Source organism: Streptomyces sp. NPDC002536 (genome assembly GCF_053594995.1).
On sequence record NZ_JBSFWU010000002.1, the window covers coordinates 1 to 22,492 of the forward strand.

18 protein-coding genes and 1 pseudogene are annotated in these 22,492 nt (G+C 71.2%); 9 read left to right on the plus strand and 10 right to left on the minus strand.

The annotated features are described in order from the left end of the window. The first annotated feature begins 186 nt into the window (after window positions 1–186). Complete coding sequence (locus ACWD4B_RS00790) at window positions 187–960, plus strand: GntR family transcriptional regulator (protein WP_451418698.1); 774 nt, start codon at window positions 187–189, stop codon at window positions 958–960. Window positions 961–978: 18 nt separating this feature from the next. Here ACWD4B_RS00790 and ACWD4B_RS00795 read toward each other — a convergent pair whose 3' ends face one another. Next, window positions 979–1,419: a DUF6278 family protein gene (locus ACWD4B_RS00795; protein WP_451418699.1), complete on the minus strand. Its 441-nt coding sequence runs from the start codon at window positions 1,417–1,419 to the stop codon at window positions 979–981. Window positions 1,420–1,566: 147 nt separating this feature from the next. Here ACWD4B_RS00795 and ACWD4B_RS00800 point away from each other — a divergent pair, with 147 nt between their 5' ends. Further along, window positions 1,567–3,402, plus strand: coding sequence for an SGNH/GDSL hydrolase family protein (locus ACWD4B_RS00800; protein WP_451418700.1), 1,836 nt, complete (start codon window positions 1,567–1,569; stop codon window positions 3,400–3,402). Between the two features lie 17 nt (window positions 3,403–3,419). Here ACWD4B_RS00800 and ACWD4B_RS00805 read toward each other — a convergent pair whose 3' ends face one another. The 5 genes and pseudogenes from ACWD4B_RS00805 to ACWD4B_RS00825 form a co-directional block, all read right to left on the minus strand. After that, window positions 3,420–4,199, minus strand: a complete 780-nt coding sequence (locus ACWD4B_RS00805; protein ID WP_451418701.1) for an exodeoxyribonuclease III — start codon at window positions 4,197–4,199, stop codon at window positions 3,420–3,422. A 47-nt stretch (window positions 4,200–4,246) separates the two neighbouring features. Beyond that, complete coding sequence (locus ACWD4B_RS00810; RefSeq protein WP_451418702.1) at window positions 4,247–4,894, minus strand: MBL fold metallo-hydrolase; 648 nt, start codon at window positions 4,892–4,894, stop codon at window positions 4,247–4,249. Between the two features lie 13 nt (window positions 4,895–4,907). Continuing rightward, on the minus strand, window positions 4,908–6,014 hold the full coding sequence (locus tag ACWD4B_RS00815; RefSeq protein WP_451418870.1) for a carboxymuconolactone decarboxylase family protein: 1,107 nt from the start codon (window positions 6,012–6,014) through the stop codon (window positions 4,908–4,910). 708 nt (window positions 6,015–6,722) lie between these two features. Continuing rightward, a pseudogene (locus ACWD4B_RS00820) lies at window positions 6,723–7,673 on the minus strand (alpha/beta fold hydrolase); the annotation flags it as partial. A 94-nt stretch (window positions 7,674–7,767) separates the two neighbouring features. Continuing rightward, window positions 7,768–8,973 carry a tyrosine-type recombinase/integrase gene (locus ACWD4B_RS00825; protein ID WP_451418703.1) on the minus strand — a complete coding sequence of 402 codons (1,206 nt, stop codon included), beginning with the start codon at window positions 8,971–8,973 and terminating at the stop codon, window positions 7,768–7,770. 322 nt (window positions 8,974–9,295) lie between these two features. Here ACWD4B_RS00825 and ACWD4B_RS00830 point away from each other — a divergent pair, with 322 nt between their 5' ends. Beyond that, entirely contained in the window at window positions 9,296–9,418 is a 123-nt protein-coding gene (locus tag ACWD4B_RS00830; protein WP_451418704.1) for a hypothetical protein, read from the plus strand. 639 nt (window positions 9,419–10,057) lie between these two features. Here ACWD4B_RS00830 and ACWD4B_RS00835 read toward each other — a convergent pair. Both ACWD4B_RS00835 and ACWD4B_RS00840 read right to left on the minus strand, forming a co-directional pair. Continuing rightward, window positions 10,058–11,014 (minus strand): NAD(P)H-dependent glycerol-3-phosphate dehydrogenase, encoded by a 957-nt coding sequence (locus tag ACWD4B_RS00835; RefSeq protein ID WP_451418705.1) that lies wholly within the window; start codon window positions 11,012–11,014, stop codon window positions 10,058–10,060. Window positions 11,015–11,091: 77 nt separating this feature from the next. Next, window positions 11,092–11,802 carry an HAD family hydrolase gene (locus ACWD4B_RS00840; RefSeq protein ID WP_451418706.1) on the minus strand — a complete coding sequence of 237 codons (711 nt, stop codon included), beginning with the start codon at window positions 11,800–11,802 and terminating at the stop codon, window positions 11,092–11,094. A gap of 17 nt (window positions 11,803–11,819) precedes the next feature. On the opposite strand from ACWD4B_RS00840, the gene ACWD4B_RS00845 reads away from it, so the two are divergent. Then, on the plus strand, window positions 11,820–12,473 hold the full coding sequence (locus tag ACWD4B_RS00845; protein ID WP_451418707.1) for an HAD family hydrolase: 654 nt from the start codon (window positions 11,820–11,822) through the stop codon (window positions 12,471–12,473). A gap of 6 nt (window positions 12,474–12,479) precedes the next feature. Here ACWD4B_RS00845 and ACWD4B_RS00850 read toward each other — a convergent pair whose 3' ends face one another. After that, window positions 12,480–13,808, minus strand: coding sequence for a hypothetical protein (locus ACWD4B_RS00850; protein WP_451418708.1), 1,329 nt, complete (start codon window positions 13,806–13,808; stop codon window positions 12,480–12,482). A 643-nt stretch (window positions 13,809–14,451) separates the two neighbouring features. Beyond that, entirely contained in the window at window positions 14,452–15,813 is a 1,362-nt protein-coding gene (locus tag ACWD4B_RS00855; RefSeq protein WP_451418709.1) for a helix-turn-helix domain-containing protein, read from the minus strand. Window positions 15,814–16,146: 333 nt separating this feature from the next. Here ACWD4B_RS00855 and ACWD4B_RS00860 point away from each other — a divergent pair, with 333 nt between their 5' ends. The 5 genes from ACWD4B_RS00860 to ACWD4B_RS00880 are packed head-to-tail and all read left to right on the plus strand — an operon-like array spanning window position 16,147 to window position 22,434. Continuing rightward, window positions 16,147–16,860, plus strand: coding sequence for an HAD family hydrolase (locus ACWD4B_RS00860; protein ID WP_451418710.1), 714 nt, complete (start codon window positions 16,147–16,149; stop codon window positions 16,858–16,860). Further along, window positions 16,857–18,650 carry a hypothetical protein gene (locus ACWD4B_RS00865; RefSeq protein WP_451418711.1) on the plus strand — a complete coding sequence of 598 codons (1,794 nt, stop codon included), beginning with the start codon at window positions 16,857–16,859 and terminating at the stop codon, window positions 18,648–18,650. Before ACWD4B_RS00860 ends, ACWD4B_RS00865 begins: the two co-directional genes overlap by 4 nt. 58 nt (window positions 18,651–18,708) lie before the next feature. Continuing rightward, on the plus strand, window positions 18,709–19,653 hold the full coding sequence (locus tag ACWD4B_RS00870; RefSeq protein WP_451418712.1) for a thymidylate synthase: 945 nt from the start codon (window positions 18,709–18,711) through the stop codon (window positions 19,651–19,653). Between the two features lie 7 nt (window positions 19,654–19,660). Then, a complete protein-coding gene (locus ACWD4B_RS00875; protein ID WP_451418713.1) occupies window positions 19,661–21,379 on the plus strand; it encodes a carbamoyltransferase family protein in 1,719 nt (572 codons plus the stop codon). Then, complete coding sequence (locus ACWD4B_RS00880) at window positions 21,376–22,434, plus strand: glycosyltransferase family protein (RefSeq protein ID WP_451418714.1); 1,059 nt, start codon at window positions 21,376–21,378, stop codon at window positions 22,432–22,434. Before ACWD4B_RS00875 ends, ACWD4B_RS00880 begins: the two co-directional genes overlap by 4 nt. Window positions 22,435–22,492 lie beyond the last annotated feature (58 nt).

Sequence of the window (22,492 nt, forward strand, 5' to 3'; positions counted from 1 at the left end):
CCGGACCCCTGGGTGGTGCGTCGGCTGCAGGCCGTCGGTGGCTGATCGCGCAGTTCCCCGCGCCCCTGACGGGGCGCACCGCACCCACGAGCGAAGATCCGCCGGACAGGCCCTAGGTACACAGACCGAGCCTGGGTACCTAGCCTGTGGGTCCATACGGGGGAGCCCGGGAGAGGGGAGCCTGGCGTGGGGGACAGCAGGCCGGTGTATCTGCGCATCGCGGACGATCTGCGAAGGCGCATCGACGAGGGCGGACTCGCCGTGGGCGACCGCATCCCGTCCCGTTCCGAGCTCAAACGCGCCTATGCGGCCAGCGACCAGACGGTGGACCGCGCGGTACGGGTGCTCAAGGCGGCCGGGTACGCGGAAGGGCAGTTCGGGCGGGGCGTGTTCGTCACCGACCGGGCACCGCTGGGGACGCTGCTGCGCTCGACGGGCGCGGTCGACACCCCGTTCGCCGCACAGATCCGCGGTTACGGGACCGTGCCGCCGCAGGGCCGTCCCGCGACCGCCCTGACCTGGGAGGCGACCTCCGCCGAGACGCCCGCCCCGGCGCCGATCGCCGAGCGGCTCGGGATCGGGGCCGGCGAGCCCGTGCTGTGCACGCAGTACGAGTACCTGGCCAACCGGCACCCTGTGCAGCTGGCCACCAGCTGGGAGCCGCTGACCATCACCGCGGGCACCGACGTCGCCCTCCCCGAGCGGGGCCCCTACGCCCGGCGCGGGGTGCGCGGCCGGCTGGCGGCCATCGGGATCCGGGTCGTCCGGGCCCGGGAGCTGGTCGGCTCCCGGCCGGCCACCACGCCGGAGGCGGAGGCGCTCGGCTGTACGGCCGGACAGTGCGTCACGGTCGTCGAGCGCACCCACTTCGACGGCGAGGACCGGGCCGTGGAGACCTCCGACATCGTGGTCCGCGCGGACCGCTGGCGGCTGGAGTACACGATTCCGTTCACCAGTTGAGAGTTATCTGACGGGTCGTCAGACCTCGGCGAGCTCCGCGTAGAGCTGGGAGAGCTCCGGGGCACCGTCCACCGCCCACTGGCGGCCCGCCCCCACCACGTCCGCCTCGCGGCCGTTCGCCAGCAGCACCACCGGCTGTCCGTCGGACCGGACCCGCCAGCCCGCCCCCGCGACCGTACGGACCACTACCGTGCCCAGGTACAGCCCCGCGTCGTTCCCGAGCCAGGGCACCAGCTCCGGGTCCTCGCGCCAGCGCGGCTGCAGCTGGTCCAGCCCCTCCAGGGACTCCGGCGAGTCGTCGAGCGCGACCCCCGCCGACTGCGCGTGCGCGCGCAGCAGTTCGCACTCCGACAGCAGCGCGGCCAGGCCCTCCGGGTCCCATTCGCCCGTCCCGAGCAGCGCCACCCCGCGCGCAGCGCCGTGCCGCCTGCGCCAGCCGTCCAAGAAGGGAATGTTCATACCGGCCAGGATGTCACTCGCACGGATGGCCCCACCACAGGCGCGCTGCACACGACGTGGCGGCACGGCCTCCTTGACGTTCCCCCGGCGTCTCCTTAACTTCATCCCGCCACAGTCGGAGCGGGTACGCAGGGAGGCATGAGTCGCATGCTGCGCACAGCGAAGATCGGCGGGACCCGGCACGGATGCCGGCACAGACGGTGGCGGACGGCGGCCGGAGCCGTCGCCGCGGGGGCCCTGTGTGCCCTGGTCCTCCCGAACGCCCCCGCCCTCGCCGCCCCGGCGGCGGCAGCACGAGAGCCGCTCCCCCTGGAGCGGCTCTTCGACAATACGGCGGTCAGCGACGACGGCCGCGCCCGGGCCGCGGACTTCGACGGCTCGGGCGCCTCGCTCTCCGCCCAGGACCTGCGGGCCGCGGGCTGGACACCCGGCCGCACCCTGACCCTCGACGCCTCACCGCTGCACTGGCCCCGCTCCGGCGCCGGTCAGCCCGACAACGTACGGGCCGCCGGGCAGGCCGTGAAGCTGACCGGCCACGGGGAGGCCCTCACCTTCCTCGTGGCCGGCACCGGCGGCCGGGCGAGCGGCCGGGGCACCGTCCGCTACCGCGACGGCTCCTCCGGCGGCTACACCCTCACCGCCCCCGACTGGAAACGCGGCCCCCTCACCACCAAGGCCGTCGGACTGCCCCACGTCAACTCCCCGGCGGGGCAGCAGACCACGACCGCGCGGCTGTACGCGGTGACCGTGCCGGTCGTCCGCAACCGCGAGGTCCGCTCCGTCGTCCTGCCGCGCACCGGCGGCTCCGCCGCGCTCCACGTGTTCGCACTGGCGCTCCGCACTCCCTCGAACGGGTGGACCGGCAGCTGGGCGGCACCCACGTCCGGGTACGCCTCCGTCGGCCCGTGGAACGAACGGACGCTGCGGCTCGTCGTGCACAGCAGCGCGGGCGGCCCACGCACCCGGATCCGGCTGGAGAACACCTTCGCCGGGCGCCCGGTGCGCATCGGCGCCGCCAGCGTGGCCCTGCAGGGCAGGGGGGCCGCGGCGGCCGGACGGCCCGTGCCCCTCGCCTTCGGCGGCCGGGCCGGGACCGAGATCCCCGCCGGGGCCCAGCAGTTCAGCGACCCCGTGGGCTTCCGGGTGCCGGCCGACAGCAATCTGCTGGTGAGCCTCCATCTGCCCGGCACCGTACGGGCGTTGCCGGTGCACAGCTATACCGCAAGCCAGGTCTCGTACCTCACCGTCGACGGCGCCGGCGACCGCACGCTGGAGGGCGGCGACGCCTCCTTCCGGCAGACGCTGGGCAGTTGGCCGCTGCTCACCGGCGTGGACGCCGAGGGCGGGCCCGGCTCCGTGGTGGCGCTCGGCGACTCGATCACCGACGGCGAGCGCTCGACGCCCGGCGCCAACGGCCGGTGGCCCGACCTGCTGGCGCGCAGGCTGCGCGCCCAGCACACCGTGCCCGCCCTCGGCGTGCTCAACGCGGGGATCTCCGGGAACCAGGTCGTCGCCGACCGCTACCCCGGAAACGGCACCAGCGGCGTCATGGCCGGGGTCAGCGCCGGCCACCGGCTGGAGCGCGATGTCCTCGCCCAGACCTCGGCCCGGACCCTGATCGTCTTCGAGGGCGTCAACGACGTCCGGACGAACACGACGGCCGAACAGATCGTCGCCGCCCTGCGCTCGATCGCGGAACAGGCGCACGAGCGCGGGATGCGCGTGGTGGCGGCCACCATTGCGCCGTGCGGCGGCTTCCACGACTGCACGGCGGCCGCCGAGGCGAAACGCGTCGCCGTCAACCGGCGCATCCGGGGCGACGAGGACTCCTACGACGCCGTCCTCGACTTCGACGCGGCCGTCCGCGACCCGCAGCACCCCGAGCGGATGCTGGCGCGCTTCGACTGCGGCGACCACCTGCACCCCAACGACGCCGGGATGCGGGCCTTCAGCGACTCCGTGGAACTGCGCGAACTCGTCTGAACCGCTGAGCCGTTGCGCTATATGTCGAGGTCGACGACGACCGGGGCGTGGTCCGAGGCGCCCTTGCCCTTGCGCTCCTCGCGGTCCACGTAGGCGTCCTTCACCGCGCCCGCGAAGGGGGCGTTGCCGTAGACCAGGTCGATGCGCATGCCCTTGTTCTTGGGGAAGCACAGCTGCCGGTAGTCCCAGTAGGTGTACGGGCGGTCGTACTTCAGCGGGCGGGGCACCACGTCGGACAGGCCCGTGTCGCGCAGGGCGGCGAGGGCGGCACGCTCGGCGGGCGTGACGTGCGTGAGGCCCTCGAAGACGGCCGGGTCGTAGACGTCCTCGTCGGTGGGGGCCACGTTGTAGTCGCCGAGGACCGCGAACGGGCGGTCGGCCGCGGCGTCCGCCGCCACCGCGTCGCGCAGGGCCTCGAACCAGCGGAGCTTGTAGCCGTAGTGGTCGTGCTCGACGTCGCGCCCGTTGGGCACGTACACCGACCAGACGCGCACGCCCCCGCACGTCGCGGAGATCGCACGGGGCTCCTGCTCGCCCTCGTACTCCGGACCGCCCGGCAGGCCCGTGACCACCTCGTCCAGACCGACCCGGGAGAGCACCGCCACCCCGTTCCACCGGCCCGTCGCGTTGACCGCCGCCTCGTAGCCCAGCTCGCGCAGCTCCGCCGTCGGGAACTGCTCCGCCGTGCACTTGGCCTCCTGCAGGCACAGCACGTCCGTACCGCTGCTCTCCAGCCAGGCCAGGAGCCGGGGCAGCCGGGCGCCGATCGAGTTCACGTTCCAGGTGGCGATGCGCATGGGGCCACCCTAACGGCCGGGTGTGACAACGCCGCCCGCGTCGCCCCTCACAGCTCCCGGCTCTCCCCCGCCGCCATCCGCTCGTGGTCGGCCCCCGAGGTGCCGCCCGGCCCCTGCGGGCCGAGCATCCGGTCGTACACCGGCCTGGCCAGATCGCTCAGCAGCCCGTCGTGGATGTCGATCGCACGGCGCGGCTTGACCTCGCGGAGGTAGTCGACGACCTCCGAGACCTTGTTCCACGGGGCCATCACCGGCAGCATCAGCGTGTCGACGGGACGGTCGGGGACGGTGAGCGCATCGCCGGGGTGGAAGACGGAGTCGTCGACGAAGTAGCCGACGTTCGTGATCCTGTCGATGTCCGGGTGGATCACGGCGTGCAGCTGCCCGTAGACGCGCACGTCGAACCCGGCGGCGGTGAAGGCGTCCCCCTCGCCGACCGTGTGCACCCGGCCCGGGAAGGCCGCCGACACCTGCTCCGCGACGCTGCGCAGGGTCCACAGCTCGGCGGCCGGGTTCGCCTCCAGCGCTGCGCGCAGCCGGCCCTCGTCGAAGTGGTCCGGGTGCTCGTGCGTGACGAGCACGGCGTCCGCCCCGACGGCCGCGTCCTGTTCGCTGAACCCGCCGGGGTCGATGACGAGCGTCCGGCCGTCCTTCTCCAACCGGACGCAGGCGTGGGAGTGCTTGGTCAGCTTCATGCCGCCCATCTTGCTACGGCTGCGGTTCCGCGGCCTCCTCCTGCTCGCCCTCCTCGGCGACGACCCGCCGCGCCACGGCGTAGGCCGCGCGAACGGCCGGAGGACTGCACGAGACCGCGCACTGCAGCAGCACCTCCTTGACCTCCTCGGCCGCCACGCCGTGCCGGAGCGCGGCTCGCAGGTGCAGCTCCAGCTCGTCGAGATGCCCGCCGGCCGTGAGCGCGGCGAGCGTGACGAGCAGCCGGCTCCGCAGATCGAGCCCCGGCCGGGCCCAGATCGCGGCGTCACGGGCCACGACGAGCTCGTGGAAATCGTCCTCGGCCGGGAGCCCTGCGGGCAGCGGGAACGGCACGGGGAGCCCGACGGCGGCGCCCGCCGCGGAAGGGGCTCCCGCGGCGGGGGCGGGGCGACGGTCGACGGTCGCGGCCGGACGCGTGGCCAGGGCGTCGGGAGCGGAGGGGACACCGCCGGGCGGAACGGGAAGGCCGTCGACGGCACCGACCGGGCGGGCGGACGGGGCGACGGCTCCTGCCGCGGCGGGGCCGCCGGGCGGCGGGACGGGGCGACCGTCCATCGCCGCTGCGGGACGCGCGGACGGGGCGTCGCGGGGCGGGACGGGGCGACCGTCGATCGTCGCTGCCGGACGGGCGGACGGGGCGTCGGTCCCGGAGGGAGCACTGCCGGGCGGGACGGGCCAGCCGCCGGCCGCGCCCGACGGGCCGACGGACACGGCAGCGGCACCTGCGGTAACCGGGCCACTGGACGGCGAGGCAGAAGGGGCGTTGCCCGGCGGGACCGGCCAATCGCCGGCCGCGCCCGACGGGCCGACGGGCACAGCAGCGGCACCTTTCGCGCCCGGGCCACCGGACAGAGCGCTGCCCTGCGGGACGGCACGGCCGTCAACTGCCGCTGCGGGACGCGTGGACGGGCCGTCGGCCCCGGGCCAGTCGTCGACCGCGCCCGACGGGCGAACCGGCACGCCGGCGGCACCTGTCGCGGCCGGGCTGCCGTCCTGCAGGGCGGACCCGTCAGGCGTCGTGCCTGCCGGGCGAGCCGAGGGCGCACCGGAATCCGTCGCCGGAGTGCTGCCGGCAGGAACCGGCCAATCGTCCACCGTCATGGGCCGGGCAGGCGCGCCATTCGGCCCGGCGGCGGCAGAGCCGGCAGGCGGGGCAGGCCAGTCACCGGCCGTCCCCGAGGAGGCCGGAGCGGGCCAGTCGTCGATCGTCAACGGCCGGGCGGGCGCAGTCCCTCCGCCGGCCGTGCCGCTCGGCGGGACCCGCCAGCCGTCGGCAGCCGAACCGCCGTTCTTCGGGGCGTCGCCTGCCGTACCCGGCGCCTGGGCCGGCCAGTCGTCGGCCGCTGCCGCCGGGCTGTCGTTCTTCGGCGCGGGCCAGTCACCCGTCGCGCCTGCTGCGCGAGCGGGCACGGCGGTACCCGACGGGGTGCTGCCCGCCGCAACCGGCCAGTCGTCCGGGCGGGACGGCGAGGCAGCCGACGAAACAGGCCGGCCGCCGGCCGTCACCGTCGAGTCGGCCGCCGGAGCATCCGGACGCGGACCCGGCGCCGACGACCAGTCGCCGGCGGCACCCCCAGGACCGGACGCCTGCCCAACCCGCCAATCACCCGTGCCCGGCACGGCATCACCAGGGCGGGCGGGCCCGGAGGAAGGGGTGGGCGGAGTACTGCCCGACGGCACCGGCCAGTCATCGCCCGCCGGAGCGGTGCCCCTCGCCGCAGCGTCCGGGCGCGGACCCGGCGCCGACTGCCAGTCGCCGACCGCGCCCCCGGGACCGGACGGCTGCCCGCTGCCCGACGGCACAGGCCAATCGCCCCGACCGGCCTCCGCGCCGACCCCCGCATCGCCGGGGCGGCCGGGCCCGGGAACCGGGGTCGCCGGGGTGCTCCCCGACGGCACCGGCCAGTCATCCCGCCCAGCACCCGCACCCGTACCCGCCGCCGGAGTACTCCCCGGCGGCACCGGCCAGTCGTCCGTGCGCCCCCCTGGGCGCACGGACGCCGGTGTCGTGAAGTGGCGGAGCAGCAGGTCCGTCACCGCCGCCGGCTGTTCCACCGGCGTCAGGTGGCAGGCGCCCGGTACGACCGCGAGGCGGGCGTCGGGGATGCCCGCGACCAGGGCGCGGGCCTGGGAGGGCGGGGTGACCTGGTCGTCCGAGCCGACGACCACCAGCGTGGGGGCGGCGATGCGGGCCAGGTCCGTCTGCGCGTCGAACGCGGCCAGCGCCTCGCACGCCGCCGCGAAGCAGTTGAGGTCGGTGCTGCGGACCATCTGGACGGCCCAGTCCACGATGGCCGGCTGTGCGCTCGCGAACGCGGGCGCGAACCACCGCTCCGGCACGGCGCGGGCGACCGGTTCGAGGCCGTTCCGGCGCACCCCCTCCGCGTCGACCGCGCCGAAGCGGGCCGCGGAGCCCAGCAGGGCGAGCCCGGAGAGGCGGTGCGGGTGGCGGAGGGCGAGGTCGGTGCCGAGGGCGGAGGCGAAGGAGCAGCCGGCATAGTCGACGCGCTCGATGCCCAGGGTGTCGAGGGTGGCGACGAGCCGGTCGGTGAGCTCGCCGACCGTGCTCGCGGGCTCGGCGGGCGAGCCGCCGTGACCGGGCAGGTCGAAGCGCAGGACGCGTCGGTTCCGGCTCAGCTCCGGGATCTGCCGATCCCACATGTGCCATGTGGTACCCAACGCGGGCCCCAGGACCAGGACGGGAGCGTCTTCTGGCCCGTCAGAGCGGTATTGGAGGGTCTTCGCCGGTGTCTCACTCACCCGCCAGACCCTCTCATCTGTCACGAGAAGTCACATCGCCGGGGTCTGCTGGCCATGCGGCTCGGCAAGTCGCTCGACTGGTGGAGCGCACGGCTCACGCTTGCCCCTCCACCGCAACCCCGTGCAGGCCATCCCACGTGGTGGCGGCCCCGCGGAGATCCTCTACGTCCGGCTTGACGTACCACCTCTTGGTCGTCTTTACGTTCGTATGCCCGGCCCATCGCGCGAGGATGTGGTCCGGCACGCCGTTGTTGGCCAGGAAGGTGAAGCACGACGAGCGCGCGTCGTAGAGCCTGACGCGACGGAGGCCGAGAAGCTCCATGAGCCGGTACGCGCGCCGACGAAGCTGCTTGATCGTGAAAGCGTCTCCCGCCTCGTGCACCAGCACGTAGCCGGACGCGACGTACGCCTCTCCCAGCGCGAGCCTCTCCTCGGCCTGGAGAGCCCTAAACGCCTTGAGGGCGGCCAGCACCGGAGCCGGCAGCGGCAAATCCCGCTCGCCCGCAAGAGACTTGGTGTCCTTCTCCACCACGTACCGGTTGCCCATCATCGTGCGCGTGTTGGCAATCACAATCGTAGCGTTTTCCAAGTCGACATCTTCCCAGCGAAGGCCGCAGACTTCAGCCGGACGGAGCCCCATCAGTGAAAGCAGAAGCGCAGCGTAGAGGCGTTCCCCCCTAATGCCATGGATGAACTTCTGAACCTCCTGGACGTTCCAGGGCTGCACCTCTTCCTTGTTCTTCCGCTCCGCTTTGCGTGCCCTGCGGGGAATGGTGACGTGGGCAGCGACATTGACGTACACCAACCGTCGGGTAACAGCCCTCCCCAGAGCTTCCTTCAGTCGAGCAAGACTCATATCCACACTCGTGACACCAAGCGGCGTCCCCGCCCTTTTACCACGCATACGACCATGCGCCAGGGCCCAGTCCCTCCACTCCACCACATCCTCTTCAGTAAGGTCCTGGAGGGGGATCTTGCCAAGCCTCCCCCGAACTCGATCCAAGGTAATCGTGTAGTTGTAGATGGTGGTTTCTTCGAGATCATCGGCTTTCATGGCCAGCCATCGGTCGAGCCATTCGTTCACGGTGATCTTGTTGGGCGGAACGAATGAGCCCTCGTTTCGCCGGTTAGATATGTTCGCGTACTCAGCCTTCGCTTCCTTCAACGAATCGAAGGTACGCCTCAACTGCTTACGCTTCCCAGATTCGGGGTCGACCCCTACGTCGACAACAAACTGGTACCTGACCTTCCCCTTCGAGTTTGGCGGAAGTTTCTTGATGGGATCGGACAGAATGCTCACTCTCCTCGAATACGTGGAAATATTTGCACTACGGCGCCTCCGCCAATGAGGGGCTAGGCGAATGGGCTACGCCGTCCGCTAGGGCTCCACCGCCAAGCGCAGCCGAAGACGAACAGCATCAATGGTCCGGCCGATCCCCGGTTTCGCTAACCGGGGATCACCTGCTATGTATCGCCCAGCAGGGACGTGCTCCTGGCCTTCGGGTACGCTTTCGCGGCCGTCAGGACGCCAGTCGGTAGGACCGCAGTGCTGGAGTCGCGCCGCCAGCGACGAGCGCAAGCAGTCCGTCGCCGGTGAGGCGGTCGAGGTTTCGGACGACGACATGCTCGGGGGCTCCGACGGCTCGGGCCACATGGCGAGTCGCCACTCCAGGGTGCGCCGCGACGTGCGCGAGGACCGCGCGATCACGGCGATATCCGCGCTGCAGCAGGTCCTCCCCAAATAGCCCGGCCGCGCAGACGCACAAACGCAGGGCCGTGGACAAGGAGCCGTAATCCTCTGCCCGTTGGGCTGTCCACGCGTTCATGGCTCCGCGCTCCAAGAGGACGGGGGCGGTGAACCGGGCAGATCGGATAGCGGCGTTCGACAGGTGGACCTCCGTGGAGTCGGGCGCTCGGAGGCGCGGTCGAGGCGCGGGCTCCCGTAGGGCTGGCTGGCGCGCCGGCCGGTTGGAGCCCGCACACCTTCGCTGACCTGATGTTTTCCGGGACGCTGTACGTTGACATGGTTCCGGAGGGCATTCCAGTCCTGTCGCGGTTCTTCTTGTCTGCTGCGGGCGAATTGGCCCCAGACGCCGCTGACCCGCTCGCCTCCGCAGCCCGGCGGAGATGCTGCGAGGGATGAATCTGGCGGCCGCGGGCATTCAATCCTTCAGCACGGATGCCTTCTGACCTGCGCGCTGAAGTTTTCATGCTTCGGGTTCGAAGGAGGATCCGTCTCACCGAATGCTTCAGCACACAGCCCGTACGCGGTGTCCCCACGCAGGCCACCAGCGTCTCCCAGGGAGTGCCACGGGCATCGGCCTCTCGCTGCGGTCGGCCTCGCCGCGCCTGGAGGAGGCGCGCCCGGGGGCGCCGAGGCGAGGTCAGTGTTCGGGCTTGGCCGGCCGCTGCATCAGCGCGGCGGCGGCCTGGCCGAGGGTGACCTTCTCACGGAGCAGCTGTGAGACGACGTCCGTGATCGGCATGTCGATGTGGTGGGCGCGGGCGAGGTCGAGGATCGCCTGCGCGCTCTTGACGCCTTCGGTGGTCTGCTCGGTGGCGGCGGTGGCCTGTGCGACGGTCATGCCGCGGCCGAGGTGGGTGCCGAAGGTGCGGTTGCGGGAGAGCGGGGAGGAGCAGGTGGCTGTCAGGTCGCCCAGGCCGGCAAGGCCTGCGAGGGTGGCTGGTTCGGCGCCGAGGGCGGTGGCGAGGCGGGTGGTCTCGGCCAGGCCGCGGGTGATGAGCATGGCGGCGGTGTTGTGGCCCAGGCCCATGCCGGTGGCGATGCCGACGGCGAGGGCGATGACGTTCTTCACTGCGCCGCCCAGTTCGCAGCCGATGACGTCGGTGCTGGTGTAGGGCCGGAAGTACGGGGCGCGGCAGGCCGCTTGGAAGGCGCGGGCGGTGGTCTCGTCGGGGCAGGCGACGGTGGCGGCGGCGGGTTGGCCGGTGGCGATCTCGCGGGCGAGGTTCGGGCCCGACAGTACGGCGATGCGGTCCGCGGGCACGCCGCTGGTTTCGGCGATGACCTCGCTCGCGCGCTTCCCGGTGCTCTGCTCGATGCCCTTCATCAAGGAGATGATCACGGTGCGCGGGCCGATGTACGGCGACCAGGCAGTGAGGTTGTCGCGCAAGGACTGGGCGGGGATCGAGAGAACGAGGTGGTCCGCGCCGTCCAGCGCGGCGGCCGGGTCGGTCGTCGCCGTCAGGTTCGGTGGCAGCTCGATGTCCGGGAAGTAGCCGGAGTTGCGGCGGCGGGTGTTGATCGCATCGGCGATCTCGTTCCGGCGGGCGTGCAGGACGACGTCGCTGCCGACGTCGGCCAGCACCTTGGCGAACACCGTCCCCCAGGATCCGGCCGAGAACACCGCCGCTCGCGCGGGGCGGGCTGTCCGGGTCCGGCGTGGCGGTCCGGGGGTCACGATGCGGTGTGCGTGAGCATGAACTGGAGCGCCTCCGCAATGTCTCCGACGGCATGGTCCGGGGGCGGGAGGCCGATGGGCCATGTGCGCTGTCGGCTGATCCAGATGGTGCTCAGCCCAGCGCCCTTGGCCCCGCAGACGTCGGCGTCGACCGAGTCCCCGATCATCCAGCCCCCGTCGTCAAGGCTGCGTCCGCAGCGGGATGCCGCGCGTTCAAAGTGCGCCGTGTCGGGTTTGCGCACTCCCTCGGCCTCGGAAATGCTCCAGCCGTCGAGGTACGCGATCAAGCCGGTGTGCTCCAGGACGGCCTCCTGCGTCGTGGTGAGGCCGTTGGTGATGACCCCGATCGTCCAGCCGGAGTCGCGCAGCCGTGCGAGCTGGTCAAGGACGGACTGAGGGCAGTGCATGTGCCGGGGATACCGGGCTTGATAGGCGTGATGCAGTTCGTCCGGGGTGGCTGCAAGTGTGAAGCGTTGCCGGACTTCGGCGAAGTACCGGCCGCGGGGTTTCAGGCCGTCCTTGTCGGCAGTGATGAGCCATTCGACGGCCTCTGAACCAAGGCTGTGCTCCTGGGTGAATTCCTCCGCCCAGCGCAGCAGCCCCGCCCCGCGGTCCACGGTGGTGTTGTCCAAGTCCAGGAGGAGCAGGTGCTGTTGCGGCGACCGTGGACGTAGACGCTTGCCGGCCTGTTCCCTCAGCGGATACACGCGGGGGACAGTAGCGGATGATGCTCGGCCGCCGCAGCCCGGCGGACGGTGGGGATGAAGGCGTTGACGGCGGGGGTGGCCAGGGGATGTCTGTGGATTTCACAGGTTATGCGGCTCTTGTATTGGATTGGGACGGTACGCTGGTCAATTCCCAGTTTTTGAATTTCACGTCGCTGGCTGCGGCGCTGGCTCCTTGTGGCGTGGCGGTGGAAGAGGGCTGGTACAGGCAGCGGCTCGGCACGTCCGCCGGTGATCTGCTGGCCGAGCTCGGTGTGCCGCCGGCACGCCACGCCGAGATCATTACGCGGTGTAGCGCACTGATCATCGAGTCGATATCGGCCTTGCGTCCGTTCCCAGAAATCGTGCGGTGGGTGGAGGCCGGCCGTTCGAGCGGGTTGCGGTGCGCTGTTGCTTCGGGAGGCGGCGGGACTGTGGTGCGTGCCGGGATCGCCAGTACGGGTCTGAGCCGCTTGTTCGATGCCGTGGTGACGCGCGAGGCTGTTTCGAGGGGCAAGCCTGCTCCCGATCTGTTCCTGGAAGCGGCGCGGCGGCTCGGGGTGGCTGCGGAGCGGTGTCTTGTCCTTGAGGATGCCGATGAGGGACTGGCTGCTGCCGAGGCGGCCGGGATGGACGCGGTGGATGTGCGGCCGTGGGTGGATGCTCGCTGGTAGTGGCGGTCAGGCGGGCAGGGCGCGGACTTCGTCGGCGAATTCGCCGACGGCGGGGTGGGTCGGGAACCGGCGTAGCAGGGTCATGTTGAGTTCTTGGGCGCGTGCCTTCACGGAGTTGACGAGCCTGCTGCCGGTGATTGCCTGGCGTGCGGTGTCGACGGCGGCTTCGGGGTCGCGTAGGGCGGCGTGGGCATGGGCGAGGTCGAGCTGGGCGATGGCCAGGCGCGTGGGTGCTTGGTGGGGTTGGGGTGCTGTGCGGTAGTAGTCGACGGCTTCTTGGGCTGCAGTGCGGGAGCGGTCGGCGTCGCCGAGCCATCGCAGGCTCGTGGCGTCGTAGGAAGTGATGCGGACGGCGTCGACGGCGTAGAGGCCGGCAGCGTGGAGGGGCAGTCGTGCCTGGTGCCGGTGGGATGTTTGCGCCGCGGCCCGGTATGCGCTGCGGTTGCCGAGGAGTGCGTTGGCGCGGGCGACTTGGGCACTCAGCCGTACGGCGGCGTTGCCGTCCTTGGGCGCGACGGCCAGGCCGCGGGTGGCCGCGGTGAGGGCGTCGAGCGGGTGCCCGGCGTAGAGCTTGTGCGTGCAGCGGGCGTCTTCCGCCCAGGCTCCGACCTCTTTGACGCCGGCCTGTTTGCCGTGGACCCAGGCGTCTTCGCAGAGGGCCTCGACCAGGTCGCCCTTGCCGAGATCGTGTGCGAGCCAGGCGAGCACGACGGAAAGCATGCCGCTGTGCCGGGCGAGAGCGCGGCCTTCGTCAAGGGTGTGCCGGCGCTCGTGCAGGAAGACGAATGCCTGGTGGCGGTGGGCAGCGGCGACGGGCCAGAGTTCTTCCGGTGACTGAGCGGAGTAGGTGGCACCGAGGTGATGGACCGCGAGGTCGAGTTGCTCGATGTCGCCGGGGGCGAGTTCCGTGCTGGTGGCGTGCTGGGTGTAGGCGCGCACGGTCTGGGCACTGGCGTGGCCTGTGGTCATCAGGGGAGTCAGGGCGGTGCCGCCGATGAGTGCGAGCGCGGTTCGACGCTTCGTTTGATCATCACCTGCTTCGTCGGGCGCTGCCGGGGGCAGCGCGAAGGGGGCGTGCAGGGAGGGCTCGCGGGGGGCGAGATCAAGGTCGGCCGGGGTCAGGGGTGTGGGCAGTCCGCAGAGCCGGGTAAGGGTCTCGGCCAGGTACTGGGGCATCAACTCCCGGGGGATTTCCCCGTCGTTGACCCAGTGACCAATGCGGGACCGGTCGGTGACGAGCTCGGGATGGCCGTGGGCTGCGGTGGTGTGATTCAGGTGGATAGCGAGCTTTCCGTAACTCTGCCCAGCACGGTCTATCCAGTACTTGAGCGCCACATTCGCCTGTTTTTTTCGCTTTGTGTGCTCGCCTGAGACCGTCACCGGAAGCTCCTCTGCCGTGTGCGGGGCCCCACCACCGTAGCGGCGCACGGAAGGTCGCGTGGAGGTGTGGCGCGCCATCCGCCACACCGCGCCACACCTTCCGCCACAGCATGGAGCGCGGGAACCGCAACACTCCGCTACGGCCGCCCGTCTGGCTCCGCCACGCGCACCTGCGGTGTGCTTTTCGCGCCGGGGGCCGTCTCGCCGCAGGGCGGGTGACGCTCCATGGACGAGCAGCGGCTCCGGCTTCCGCACGGCTGACGCACCGCCAAGGGAGAGCTGTATGCGCCCCTTCGATCGCCCCGACACTGTGCTGATCTCCAGCAGCGCCGTGTCGATCCCTCGGCTTCCAGCTGCAGGCCGCGCCCCCCGCGAGGCGCAAACCTGCATTGCCGACGGCGACCTGACCGTGCCCGGGCAGGCAGTCATGTTCAGGCGTACGACTCGCGTCAGCGAGGGCTCGGCAGTCTTGCGCGCCCAAGTCGAACTGCTGGTGCGTCCCGGCCGGCAGAGCCTGGTGCCGGACGGCGCTGAGATGCTGCAGCCCGAGGAGAGGGGCACCGGGTCTGGCCGGATTGGCAAGGACAGCGGACGGAGCTCAGCTGCGAACTCCTGTCCTGCCGGCGAAATCCTTCAGGCCCGGCAAGCTCGCCGACGAGTACAGCAAGTCCGCAGTGAGGGACCTTACCGACGGGCGCCTGGCTTCTTCGGGTGCTTCGTGCTCGATGGCGCGAAGCGCAGCGAAGGTCCGGGGGTTGTCGCCGAGCTGGTGCCAGATGCGTGCTTCGTCGGTGCGGAAGCGGGCGCGGCGCTCGGGGGTCGGGAAGGTGCTGGGGTTGATCCGACGGATGACCGACACCGCGTCGTCCGGAGTGCCGAGCTTGTTGTAGATGCTCAGGCGGAAACCTTCGCATTGTTCCCGGGTGGCCCGGATGGTGACCTGTTCCATGCCGTGCCCGTAGTGGACTCGCTGTCCGATGTGCTGGGCCTCGTCGACCATGGCGAGCGCGGCTGTGCGGTCACCGTAGTGAGCGGCGGTATAGGCGGCCGTCAGGAGATTTGCGGCACGAACGGCTCGGGCCTGCTCCCTGGGATCGTCGGCCAGCTGACGGTCCGTGTGGATGAGGAGGCCAGCGGCCTGGTGGTGACGGCCGGCGCGGCGCATGGCGACCGAGAGCATGCGCGTGGCCTCGCCGAGGGGTGCGGGCTGTCCGGAGTCGCGGGCGGCGGCGAGGGCACGGTCGGACGCAACCCAGACCGTCTCGGAATGGAGTTTGCTGGCCAGCTCGGCCGCGAGGCTGTAGGCGTAGGAGGCCAGCGCACAGGCTCGCTCGTGGGCATGGCCGGTGAGGTGGACGCGAGTCGTATCGGCGGCGGCGAGCAGCAGCGGGAGCTCGGTGCCCAGGACGTGGTAGCGGGCGTGGCGGAAGTCCGCGCGGGCCCGGTGAAGCGCCCGGTCGAGCTGGGCAAGTGGCACGGGGCCGGTGGCGGGCGGGTGGAACAGCCCCGCCTCCAGTGCGGCCGCGGGGTCGGCCGGGGTCCGTCCGGAGGCGGTGGCGGGGGTGCCGGTGACCATGACGGCGCCGACTCCGACCGCTCCGGTGAGAAATCCCCTGCGCCGCACGGCATCCTCCTCCTCGATGTCCCCTGTGGTCACGGTATCCGTCACCGTGCCGCTGGATCCGGGGCTTTGCGGATCCCGTGCCGGTTCTCGCTCCGGCGGGTGAGCGGCGCTGATCAGCTCATCGGGTGGGATGTCCAGCGCGGCGGCGATGCGCCGCAGGGTTGCATCCGGCGGGATGATCTCTCCTGTTTCGACGCGGCAGACCCACGAGGTGGAGTAACCCACGATCACGGCGAGCTGCGCCTGGGTCATTTTCGGCCGACGGGCACCGCGGCCGCCTCGCATGAGTGCGCCCAGGTCGGGGTGGGACGGAGCATGCGTGGCGGGGACGCTCACGGTACCTCCTCGCGGCGGGCGCGTGTCCAAAGTAGCCGCGGCCCTCAGTCAGTGGCAGGGCGGTTCAAAGAACTTTCCGATTTCGCAAGGGAGTTGCGGCCTTCAGGGTTAGGCCTTACCCGGTGCGGGCGGGCGCTGGAGTCTGCTGGAGAGCCATCGGCCGGCCACCGGGGACCACCTCCGACTGGCTTCCAGCTGACGTTGAGAAACCAGCGCTTTCCGAGACCGTCGCGGGCCAGCCTTGCCCGTCCGCCCGTCGGTCTTGGATGCCTGGCAACTCGGCACGCTCGTGCAATCCACAACACTCCCACCTCGCATTCGAGGGAGAAGAGCATGACCTCGACACCTTGCCCCGCGGTACAGAGCCGTCACGCCGATCAGGCGCGCCGCAGCGGACAGCGCTCGCTGCTCCTCGACCTCGACGGGGTCCTCCTCGATACGCGGCCGGTGATGAAGGAGGCGTGGCGCGCGGTTCAGCAGCGCCACGGCCTTGATGTGCCGTTCGAGCAGTACGAGCAGCACTTGGGCCGTCCGTTCGACGACATCATGAGCCGTCTGGGTGTGGACGATGCCGACGAGGTGGTGCACCGGACGTACTCGGAGGCGTCGAAGGCCGTTGCCTATCTGGCTCGGCCGTTCGAGGGCGTGGAGGAAGTGCTCCACACCCTCGTCGCCCGAGGGTGGCTGCTTGGCGTCGTCACGTCCAAGTCGTTGGACCGCGCTGCTCCGTTGCTCGGGCAGCTCGGCTGTCCTTTCCGCGCGGTCCGGGCAGCGGGGGGTCCTGGCCGCGGTAAGCCGGCCCCCGATCCGCTGCTGCTCGCGCTCGTGGATCTGTGTGCTGATCCGGTGCAGGCCACGTTCGTGGGCGATATGGCGGTTGACCACGAAGCCGCGCGCCGAGCTGGCGTTGCGTACGTGCACGCGGCCTGGGGCTACGGCTCTCCCGGTGACCCGGTCCCTCCGATCGCGCACGCTCCGGGGGATCTCATCCAGCTCCTCGGCGAGGCCCAGGGCTCCGTGTCCCTCGTCGAAGGGAGCCTGCGGTGACCCCCGACGGCCCGGGCTCGCTCATCCTCGCCCGGGCGCGGACCGGCGAGACGCACCAGTGGGTACTCGTTGAGGAAGCCAGCTCGCCGGACTGTCGGACGGCGCAGTGGACCACCACGGCGGCTCTCGAAGCCATGCCGGCTGGTCAGCAGGAGTTGGACACTCACGTTTCTGCCGTGATGGCCGGGCTGGAGGCGTACAGCGCCTACCGGGCTCTGACGCCCGGCGGGGCCTCGTGGCTGCACATACAGCACGTCCCGGTGCGCCGCCTCGTCGTCCAAGTGGTGCGCAAGCTGCTCGCGCTGAGCGCGTGGGAGCCGTTCGTGCGGAACCCCGGCAGCATCGTTCCCGCCCCGCGCGAAGCACTGGTCGAAACACGCGGGACCAGCTCCCGCGAGTACCGCCTCTACACCGTGACGTGGTCCGGTATCGCCTATCTCCTGGGCGCACTGGATTCCGGCAATCCCGTGCGGTCTGCGCAGCTGCGACAGCTCACGGCCGCCCGTGAGGATGAATCGCCTGTACCCAGCCCTGTCCCTTCGGCGATGCCGCCGTCCGAGGTCGTGGCGCTGTCGTGGTCCTCCCGTCACGCGCAGACCCTCCTGCCGGTGCTCGAGGAACTGGCCCGCGACGGTCATCCCAGTGTCCTGGTCGATCTGGCCACGGACACCGCGGAGCGGTGCCCGAAGCCTGAGGCCCCGTCCATCTGCCTGTGCCCGGCACCGCCCAGCCTCCTTTCCACCGCAGGTACGGTCTCCGATCCTGGCCTTGCCGGCGAGGAGCCGGCCGACTACGACAAGACGGTCTGTGTCCGGGAGTTGGCCGTGCGGCTGGACCGGCTGGAGCTGCTCGCTGCCGCCGTGGTCGAGACGAGCGGCGGCAGTACCCAGCCGTCGTGGCGCGCGGTGATCCGAACGGAGACGTGGCTGGACGGCGTGCTCGCCGCCACCGGGCCGCACACCGTTGTACTGTGCAACGACACCAGCCCGTTGGGGGCGCTGGCGGTTCATGCTGCCGAGCGCCACGGCATTTCCACGGTCTACGTCCAGCATGGTGCGTGGGCCTCGCAGTCGGTGGCGTGGCCGGCCTTGCACAGCCGTCACATCGTCGTCATGGGCGAACGGGACGTCGCGCCCGCGAAAGCGTGGGCACGGCACCCGAACGCTGAGGTCCACGTCCTGGGGCAGCCGCGTTTCGATGCCCTCGCCAGCCTCGATCAAGAACGGCAGCGCCGTTACCTCGATGAACTGCTGTCGGCATGCGCGGGCCGCCGACCCGAGAAGATCGCGGTATGGGCATGCCAGCCCTTCGGCCCCGCCCTACTGCGTGCTCAGGGGAACCTCCTCGTCGAGGCCCTGGAGAAGGCCGAGGGGGATTGGGGCCTGGTCATCGCGCCCCACCCGGCGCAGAGCACCGACTCCTTCGACGGCTTCCTCAAGGGAACGGGCGGGCCGCCGGTGGCGGTTGCCGATCCGCAGATCGGGGCCCGCGGATGTCTGGCCGGGGCCGACGCGGTCCTGAGCGCCTACTCCACCTGCGGCATCGAGGCCGTGCTGCTGGGCGTTCCCGTTCTCGAACTTGCTCATCCCGGCGGGCGCACGCTGGGCCTCGCCGGTCACGATCTCGCACAGCGCTGCGGGACGGCCGACGACATCGCCAGCGCACTCAGTGCCTTGCCCAGGCTGCAGACTGCGCGCGCGGCCGCCGACGCGGTGTGCCGCTGGCGCGGCACCAGCGCCCAGGACATCGCCCGCCTCGTCATCAACCGGTCCCAGACCGGCCCGGCATAACCACCTCCACCACCGGGGCATCGGCCCCGGCGCATCGCAAGGCGAGGGAGACGCCACCATGACGCACCTGACCGCCGACAGCATGGCCGAACTCTTCGTCGGGGCCGTGACGCTGGCCAAGAACGGAGACACGATCAGTCCCCGCGCAATGGCGACCCGCGAGATCCTCAACGTCACCATGCGGCTGACCCAGCCCAGGGCACGGCTGCTGTGCGCGCCGCCGGCCCGGGTCATCAACCCGGCCTTCGCCGTGGCCGAGACCATCTGGCACCTGTCCGGCACCGATGCCTCGTGGATCTACGAGTTCAACGGACGGCTGCGCCACTACGCCGACGACGGCGTTCTCAAGGGCGCGTACGGGCCCCGGATGCGGAACTGGGGAGGGAGGGTTGACCAGCTCCGGAGGGTCGTCGAGATCCTCAAGGACGACCCCGACTCCCGCCGGGCTCTGATTCAGCTCTACGACCCCGCACGGGACGCCGCCGGGCACAAGGACGTCCCGTGCACCCTCGGGTTCCGCTTCCACCTGCGCGCCGGCCGCCTCCACATGACGACGAGCATGCGCGGCCAGGACGTGTGGATCGGCATGCCGTACGACCTGTTCTTCTACACCACGCTGCACGAACTGGTCGCCGGATGGCTGGGCGCCGAACTCGGCGAGTACCACCACCAGGTCGGCTCCCTGCATATCTACGAGCGTGACCTCGACCAGGCCGACGGCCTGACCGACGTCAACGCGACCAAGGTCATGCCCGAACTCGCCACCCCGTGGGACGGCTTCGACAAGCTGCTCGACCGCGTCGAGGCCGGAGACGAGACCGGACACCCGGCCTGGGACGGCATGGCCACGACGATGCGCAGCTACCGCCTGTGGAAGGGCGGCGCGCACCAGGAGGCGCGGCACGCCGCGGCGACGGTTGGCGGACCGCTCGGTGACGCGCTGGCCCACTGGTACGGCGAGCTGACCCGCCGCGCCTGCGCCCCGACCGCAGCGGAAGGGTGAACCCGCGATGGATCCGATGCCCGCCATCATCCTCGGCCTGTGCTCCTTCACCCACGACTCCGCTGCAGCCCTCCTGGTGAACGGCAACCTGGTCGGCTTCGTCGAGGAGGAACGCCTCTCCGGCACGAAGCACACCCGCGCATACCCCCACCACGCCATCGCCTGGCTGCTCGACCAGGCCGGCCTCGCACCGACCGATGTAGATGCGGTCGCGTACAACTTCCGGCCCGCCCGCTATCTGGCCGAGGTCCCCGGCGCGGCGCGCCTGCTGCTGTCGGGCACCGCCCGCTCCCGGGCACTGCCGCGTGCCACCGGGTTCGCCAAAGTCGCCGTGCGCACGCGGCGCCGCCTCCAGTACCTGCGGCAGCAGTTCCCCCGTGCCCAGATCACCCCGGTACTACATCACCGCGCTCACCAGCTGATCGCCTTCGCGGCTTCGGGATGGAGCGAGGCGGCCGTCCTGGTCGTGGACAGCCTCGGCGAACGGCAGACCACCACCCTCGCCCACGGCCATCACGCCGAACGCCCGCACATGCGCACTCTTGAGCAGATCTGCGACCCAGCCTCGCTCGGCTACGTGTACGGGGCCGTCACCGAGCACCTCGGCTGGCGGCGCGGTGATGAGGAAGGCACCGTCATGGCGCTGGCGGCCCTCGGTGATGCCGCCCGGTTCCGGCCCGTGTTCACCCGCGCGCTGCGCACCACCGCCACCGGCTTCGCCGTGGACCTGGCCTACTTCCCCCCGCGGGTTCTCCACTCCGGCTACCCCCGGGTCTCCCCTCTCTTCACCGCCCGCACCTGTCCGCCGCGACACTCTGGGGAGCAGCTCCAGCCGGTCCACCAGGATCTTGCCGCGGCGCTTCAGGAACGCACGGAGCAGGTCATGCTCCACCTGGCACGCCGAGCCCGCCAGATCACCGGGTCACGGCGGCTGTGCGTGGGCGGGGGCGTGGCCACGAACTGCGTCGGCATCGGGAGGATCGTCGAGGAGGGGATCTTCGATGAGGTCTTCGTCCCGCCCGCGCCGGGGGACGCCGGCACCGCGATCGGTGCGGCGATCGCCGTGCACAGCGACGCTGGCACCCAGGAGTCTCTCGAAGGGGTTGCCCGCGCCTGCTATCTCGGGCCGTCCTACCGGCAGCCGCACCTGGACCTCTCCCGGTGGCCGGGTCTGAAGCAGAAGGCCCTGGGCGAAGAGGCTGCGGGCTTCCTTGCGGACCAGCTGGCCAGCGGGTTGATCGTCGGCCTGTTCCAGGGCCGCCTCGAGGCCGGCCCCCGGGCCCTGGGCAACCGGTCGATCCTCGCCTCCCCGCTGGAGGCCGGTGTCGTGGAGCGCCTGAACGCCACGGTGAAGTTCCGCGAGCCATTCCGTCCGTTCGCGCCCGTCACGCTCGCCGAGAGGGCGAGCGAGTTCTTCACCCTCGGCCAGGAGGCCCCGTACATGTCGATGGCCTCCCCGGTCACGGCGAAGGCCCGTGAGCGCATCGCCGCCGTTGTCCACGCCAACGGGACCTCCCGGCTCCAGACCGTCACCGCATGGCAGAACCCCTTCCTGCACGACGTCCTGCAGGCGTTCGAGCGCCGGACCGGCGTCCCCGTGCTGATCAACACGTCGCTCAACGTCAAGGGCAAGCCCATCTGCGGAACCCCGGACATGGCCCTCGACTGCCTCACTGCTTCCGGGCTGGACGCACTGCTGCTGGAAGGCTGGTGGATCACCAAATGAAGATCGGATACAGCTTCTGGGGCTTCCTCGGCAACGGCATCACCGACACCCCCGACGGAGGCCGCAGCCACCGGCGCCCCCTGATCGACGCCCTCCTCGCACGCGGCCACGACATCGTCTTCCTGCAAGCCGACCGCGACCGGCTCGAAGCCGGCGACACCGTCAGCCGCCCCTACACGTTCGACGCCGGGCTCCCCGACATCGACGTCCTGTTCCTCGAATGGCGCTGGCCCATCGAAGGGCGCAACACCACCGTCTGCGGCACCACGGGCCACACCTGCGATCTGCACCGGCAGTCCGAGCTGCTGCTGCGCTACACCACACACCGGCGTGTGCCCACGGTGATCTGGGACAAGGACCGCCAGCTGCCGCCGGACAGCATCTGGCGACGCCACCCCACGGTCGCGGTGTGCGAAGCCGCCCTGGAGCCCACCCCGGGCGCCCACACGCTCCTCTTCCCCGTCGACGAGGAGCTGCTCGCCCAGACCGATCCGAACGCCCTGGCGAAGAGGCCACGCGAGATTCCGCTGGCCTACGTGGGCAACCAGTACGACCGCAACGAAGCCTTCGACCGCTTCTTCGCCCCGGCTGCCTCCTGCTTCGAGCACCGGGTCGGCGGCAAGTGGCCCCACACCGGCCGCTGGCCGCACATCACCTTTCTCGGGCGGGTCCCCTTCACGGAGGTCACCCGCCTGTACGGCGGCGCGCTGACCACGGTCCTGCTGCTGCCCGAGAGGTACGCCGCGGCGGGCCAGATGACGCAGCGGATCTTCGAAGCCGTCCTCGCCGGCTGCCTCCCGCTGGCCCCGTCCGGAATCCGGCACGTCGAGCGGTTCGTCCCCGACGAGCTGGTGGTCCGGTCGGGCGGCCACGTGGTCCGCAAGATCACTGACCTGAAGAAGATCGCCAGCACGCGCCAGCACGCGGAACTGATCTCCGCCTGCCTCGCCCGCCTCAAGCTCTTTGGGCTGAGCCGCCAGGTGGACGTGCTGGAAGCCGTCCTCGACTCGGTCTCCAGCGCCCCAGCGAATGCCTGCCGAGGAGCGGCCCGATGAATCACCACGCTCGGGCAGCCCGTCCCGGATCACCCGGACCTTTCTCGGCAGCCAGGCC

Coding starts and splice junctions, on each gene's coding strand:
- ACWD4B_RS00795 (WP_451418699.1), bottom strand. CDS start 1,419: ATGAACATTCCCTTCTTGGACGGCTGGCGCAGGCGGCACGGCGCTGCG.
- ACWD4B_RS00800 (WP_451418700.1), top strand. CDS start 1,567: ATGCTGCGCACAGCGAAGATCGGCGGGACCCGGCACGGATGCCGGCAC.
- ACWD4B_RS00805 (WP_451418701.1), bottom strand. CDS start 4,199: ATGCGCATCGCCACCTGGAACGTGAACTCGATCGGCGCCCGGCTGCCC.
- ACWD4B_RS00810 (WP_451418702.1), bottom strand. CDS start 4,894: ATGAAGCTGACCAAGCACTCCCACGCCTGCGTCCGGTTGGAGAAGGAC.
- ACWD4B_RS00815 (WP_451418870.1), bottom strand. CDS start 6,014: ATGACGGTGGACGATTGGCCGGTTCCTGCCGGCAGCACTCCGGCGACG.
- ACWD4B_RS00830 (WP_451418704.1), top strand. CDS start 9,296: ATGCTCGGGGGCTCCGACGGCTCGGGCCACATGGCGAGTCGCCACTCC.
- ACWD4B_RS00845 (WP_451418707.1), top strand. CDS start 11,820: ATGATGCTCGGCCGCCGCAGCCCGGCGGACGGTGGGGATGAAGGCGTT.
- ACWD4B_RS00860 (WP_451418710.1), top strand. CDS start 16,147: ATGACCTCGACACCTTGCCCCGCGGTACAGAGCCGTCACGCCGATCAG.
- ACWD4B_RS00870 (WP_451418712.1), top strand. CDS start 18,709: ATGACGCACCTGACCGCCGACAGCATGGCCGAACTCTTCGTCGGGGCC.
- ACWD4B_RS00875 (WP_451418713.1), top strand. CDS start 19,661: ATGGATCCGATGCCCGCCATCATCCTCGGCCTGTGCTCCTTCACCCAC.
- ACWD4B_RS00880 (WP_451418714.1), top strand. CDS start 21,376: ATGAAGATCGGATACAGCTTCTGGGGCTTCCTCGGCAACGGCATCACC.